Source organism: Pseudomonas putida, assembly GCF_028682635.1.
Lineage (GTDB): Bacteria > Pseudomonadota > Gammaproteobacteria > Pseudomonadales > Pseudomonadaceae > Aquipseudomonas > Aquipseudomonas putida_AE.
The window spans coordinates 220,262-224,638 of sequence record NZ_JANHLK010000011.1; the positions used below are offsets into that span (position 1 = coordinate 220,262).

The window sequence follows — 4,377 nt, forward strand, 5'->3', positions numbered from 1 at the left end:
TTCTCAGCATCCGGATCAGTAGGCAGGAAGCACAAAGGCGCGTCGTCCCTATAAAACGAATGCAGACGGGAAAAATTAGCGAATGAGAATAAGTATCAGGATGGCAAAACATTGTGGGAGCGGGCTTGCTCGCGATAGAGGTGTATCAGACACCATTGATGTCGACTGACACTCCGTTATCGCGAGCAAGCTCGCTCCCACAGGGATTCGGTAATGTTTGCGATTGGGTTAACCCACAGCGGCCATGGCGTGCCGACGATGATGAACTTCAAGCTGATCCTTGATCACCTTGAGCACCTTGGCCTCATGCTCATGAATGAAAAAATGCCCACCCGCCAACATGTCCACGGAAAAGCTGCCGTGGGTTTCCTTGCGCCAGCCCATCAGTTGTTCGGTCGTTGCCCGGTCCGCCTTGCCGCCGAGCACGTGCACCGGGCATTTGAGCAGCGGTCGCTGCATCGGCTCGAAGCGCCCGCACAACTGGAAGTCGGCGCGCAGGATTGGCAACGTCAGGCTCATCAACTCTTCGTTGGCCAGGACTTCTTCGCTGGTGCCGTTGAGGCTGCGCAACTGCTCGATCAACTCGGCATCGGATTTGGGTTCGGCAAATCCACGGTCGTAGTCCTCGCGCAGGGTTGGCGCCGCCGTGCCCGAGGCAAAGAGCGCCACCGGTTCCGGGCAGCCAAGCGAGCGCAAGGCGTGGGCCATTTCGCAAGCGAGCAGCGCACCCAGGCTGTGGCCGAACAGGGCATACGGCGCCTTGAGCGTGGTTTTTTGTTCCTGTGCGAGCTGCAGCGCCAGACGACGCATGTCGGTATGCAATGGCTCGCCGAAACGGGCACCCCGCCCCGGCAGTTCCACCGGTTGCAGCTTGATCCACTCCGGCAGCTTGCGCCGCCAGCGGCTATAGACCATGGCACTCGCGCCGGAATAGGGCAGGCACAGCAATGTCAGCGGGGTCACGGGGCTTACCTCGAAATGTTGTCTAGGTAAGAGAACGGATAAGCGCCAAGGAGAATTAGTCGGATGAATCCCCCCCTGTGGGAGCGAGCCTGCTCGCGATGGTATGTCAGACACATCGGTGTCGCCTGACACTCCATCGCGAGCAAGCTCGCTCCTACAGGTAAATGCTTTATTTCAAATGGCGATAGCTTTGGATCGCGGAACCGAGGACGACACCCCCCGCCGCAATCGCCAGCCAAAACCCGCTCCGCGCCCCGAACGCATCCACCAGCCACCCCGACCCCGCCGCGCCGATCGCCACGCCAATGCTCAGCCCGGTGACCAACCAGGTCAGGCCTTCAGTGAGTTTGGCCGGCGGCACGATCTGCTCCACCAGGGCCATGGCGACAATCAACGTCGGGGCAAAAAACAGCCCGGCAACAAACACCGCCAGGGACAACCCGAGAATGTTCACCGCCAGCAGCAGCGGCAAGGTCGTCACCGCCGTCGCCACTCCACCATAGAGAAACAAGCGCGGCAGCGGCACTTTCGAGCGCAACGCGCCGAACGCCAACCCCGCCAGGCACGAACCGATCGCATACACCGACAACACGATGCTCGCTGCGGCTGGCTGGCCCTGTTGCTGGGCGAAGGCCACGCTGACCACATCCACCACACCGACGATGGTGCCCATGGCGACCATCAACAGCATCAGCCACTGGATGTCCACGGAGTGGATGATCGATGCGGCATGCTGTTCTTCGTGGGGATGCACCGGCGGCTCGGTGCCGCGTTGCAACACGAACGCCGTGACCCCGATCGCCAGCATCAGCAACGCCGCCAACGGCCCCGCCTCGGGGAACGCCACCACGCACAACCCCACCGACAAGGGTGGCCCGACGATGAAGCAGACTTCGTCCAGCACCGACTCCAGGGCGTAGGCGGTTTGCAGTTGCGGCTGGCCGCGATAGAGCTCGGTCCAGCGCGCCCGAACCATCGCTGACATGCTCGGCATACAGCCGGCGATCGCGGCGAACACAAACAACGTCCACTGTGGTGCCTGCAAACGGGTGCAGAGCAGCACCATCAACAGCGCCCCGCCCCCGATCAGCGCTGACACCGGCAAGATCCGGCGCTGACCAAAACGGTCCACCAGCCGCGACACCTGCGGTGCACAAAACGCTGTCGCCAGCGCGAACGTCGCCGCCACTGCACCCGCCAAACCGTAACCACCCTGCAACTGCGAGAGCATGGTGATCAGGCCGATACCGGTCATGGAAATCGGCATGCGCGCGATCATCCCGGCCAGCACGAAGGCGCCGCTGCCAGGTGCATCGAACAGATCGCGGTAGGGGTTGGCCATGGGTCTGAGGTCTCGACAAGGGCCTGCAAATTGCCATAAACACTGATCGAGGGGAAAGCAGCCAATTGTTGCTTGAATGTGAAAGCCCCATCGCCAGCAGGCTGGCTCCCACAATGACTGATGTACACCCATCCAAGGTGGGAGCCAGCCTGCTGGCGATAGGGCCAGAACAGTCACCGCAAAATGAACTCCAGCCCGCCAAGACCAGTCAGCTATTTAGGCCCTCAGCTCCCGGAGCCCCAATGCCCGACCACGAACGCCAAAGCCCCATCGACGCCCACGGCATCATCGGCGACATGCGCAGCGCCGCGCTGGTCAATGACAAAGGCAGCGTGGATTTTTTCTGCTGGCCGGAATTCGACAGCCCGTCGATTTTCTGTTCGCTGCTGGACACGCCCGAGGCCGGTATTTTCCAGCTGTCCCCGGACCTGCCTGACGCTCGCCGCGAGCAAATCTACCTGCCCGACACCAACGTCCTGCAAACCCGCTGGCTCAGCGATCGCGCCGTGGTGGAAATCACCGACCTGCTGCCCATCGGCGACACCGAAGACAACCTGCCCGTGCTGATGCGTCGGGTCCGGGTAGTCAGCGGCCAAGCGACGTTCAACCTGCGCTGCGCCGTGCGCCATGACTACGCGCGCGCCCGCACCCTCGCCCGCCTGGATAAACAGGACGTGATCTTCGAAGCCGCCGATCAGCCGTCCCTGCGCCTGGCGACGGATCAGGTCATGCGCATCGAAGGCCAGGCAGCGGTCGCCGAATTCACGCTCAAGCAAGACCAGACCGCCGAGTTCCTCCTTGGCGACATCGACGACCCGCGCTTCAAGGAAGGGGCGGCCACACTGTGCCTGGAACGCACGCTGAAGTTCTGGCGCGACTGGATCGGCCAGTCCAATTACCGAGGCCGCTGGCGGGAAATGGTCAACCGCTCGGCCCTGGCGATGAAGCTGCTGACGTCGCGCAAACACGGCGCAATCCTCGCTGCGGCGACCTTCGGCCTGCCGGAAGTCACTGGCGGCGAACGCAACTGGGATTACCGCTACACCTGGATCCGCGACGCGTCCTTCACCGTCTACGCCTTCATGCGCCTGGGTTTCACCGAAGAGGCCAACGCCTATATGCGCTGGTTGCGTGGGCGGGTCAGCGATTGCCAGGGCAAACCGATGAAACTCAATATCCTGTATGGCATCGACGGCCGCCAGGAACTGCCGGAAATCGAACTCGCGCACCTGTCCGGCCACGGCGGCGCCACGCCGGTGCGCATCGGCAACCTGGCCTACGCCCAGGTCCAGCTCGATATTTTCGGCGAGCTGATGGACGCGGTGTACCTGGTCAACAAATACGGCGAAGCCATTTCCCACGAGGGCTGGAAGCACACCGTGGAAGTGATCGATCAGGTCTGCGAAACCTGGCAGCAGGAGGACGTCGGGATCTGGGAAATGCGCGGCGAACAGCACCATTTCCTGCACTCGCGACTGATGTGCTGGGTCGCCCTGGACCGGGCAATCCGTCTCGCCTCGAAACGCTCGTTGCCCGCGCCATTCGCCCGCTGGGACCAGACGCGTCAGGCCATCTACTCGGACATCTGGGACAACTTCTGGAACGAAGAACGCGGACACTTCGTGCAGCACCTCGGCGGCACCGGCCTCGACGGTTCGATGCTGCTGATGCCGCTGGTGCGCTTCGTCAGCGCCAAGGACCCGCGCTGGCTCGCGACCCTCGACGCCATCGAGAAAAACCTGGTGCGCGACGGCATGGTCTACCGCTACCACAATGACGACAACCACATCGACGGCCTGCCCGGCACCGAAGGCGCCTTCGCCGCGTGCTCATTCTGGTACGTCGAATGCCTGGCCCGTGCCGGTCGGGTGGAACAGGCTCATCTGGAATTCGAACAACTGCTCAGGTACGCCAATCCACTGGGGTTGTACGCCGAAGAATTCGACAGCCACGCGCGGCACATGGGTAATACCCCGCAGGCACTGACGCACCTTGCGTTAATAAGCGCGGCGTGTTTTCTGGACAGGAAATTGAGTGGCGAAAAGAGTGTTTGGCAGCCGTGAAACCGTTTC

The 4,377-nt window shown here is 62.2% G+C and carries 3 protein-coding genes; 1 reads left to right on the forward strand and 2 read right to left on the reverse strand.

Annotated features, from left to right (window positions below):
- Nucleotides 1–228: 228 nt before the first annotated feature.
- Both NPS56_RS16190 and NPS56_RS16195 read right to left on the reverse strand, forming a co-directional pair.
- Entirely contained in the window at nucleotides 229–963 is a 735-nt protein-coding gene (locus tag NPS56_RS16190; protein ID WP_274075516.1) for a thioesterase II family protein, read from the reverse strand.
- Between the two features lie 169 nt (nucleotides 964–1,132).
- Nucleotides 1,133–2,305: an MFS transporter gene (locus NPS56_RS16195; RefSeq protein WP_274075517.1), complete on the reverse strand. Its 1,173-nt coding sequence runs from the start codon at nucleotides 2,303–2,305 to the stop codon at nucleotides 1,133–1,135.
- 242 nt (nucleotides 2,306–2,547) lie between these two features.
- On the opposite strand from NPS56_RS16195, the gene NPS56_RS16200 reads away from it, so the two are divergent.
- Complete coding sequence (locus NPS56_RS16200) at nucleotides 2,548–4,368, forward strand: glycoside hydrolase family 15 protein (protein ID WP_274075518.1); 1,821 nt, start codon at nucleotides 2,548–2,550, stop codon at nucleotides 4,366–4,368.
- Nucleotides 4,369–4,377: the final 9 nt, after the last annotated feature.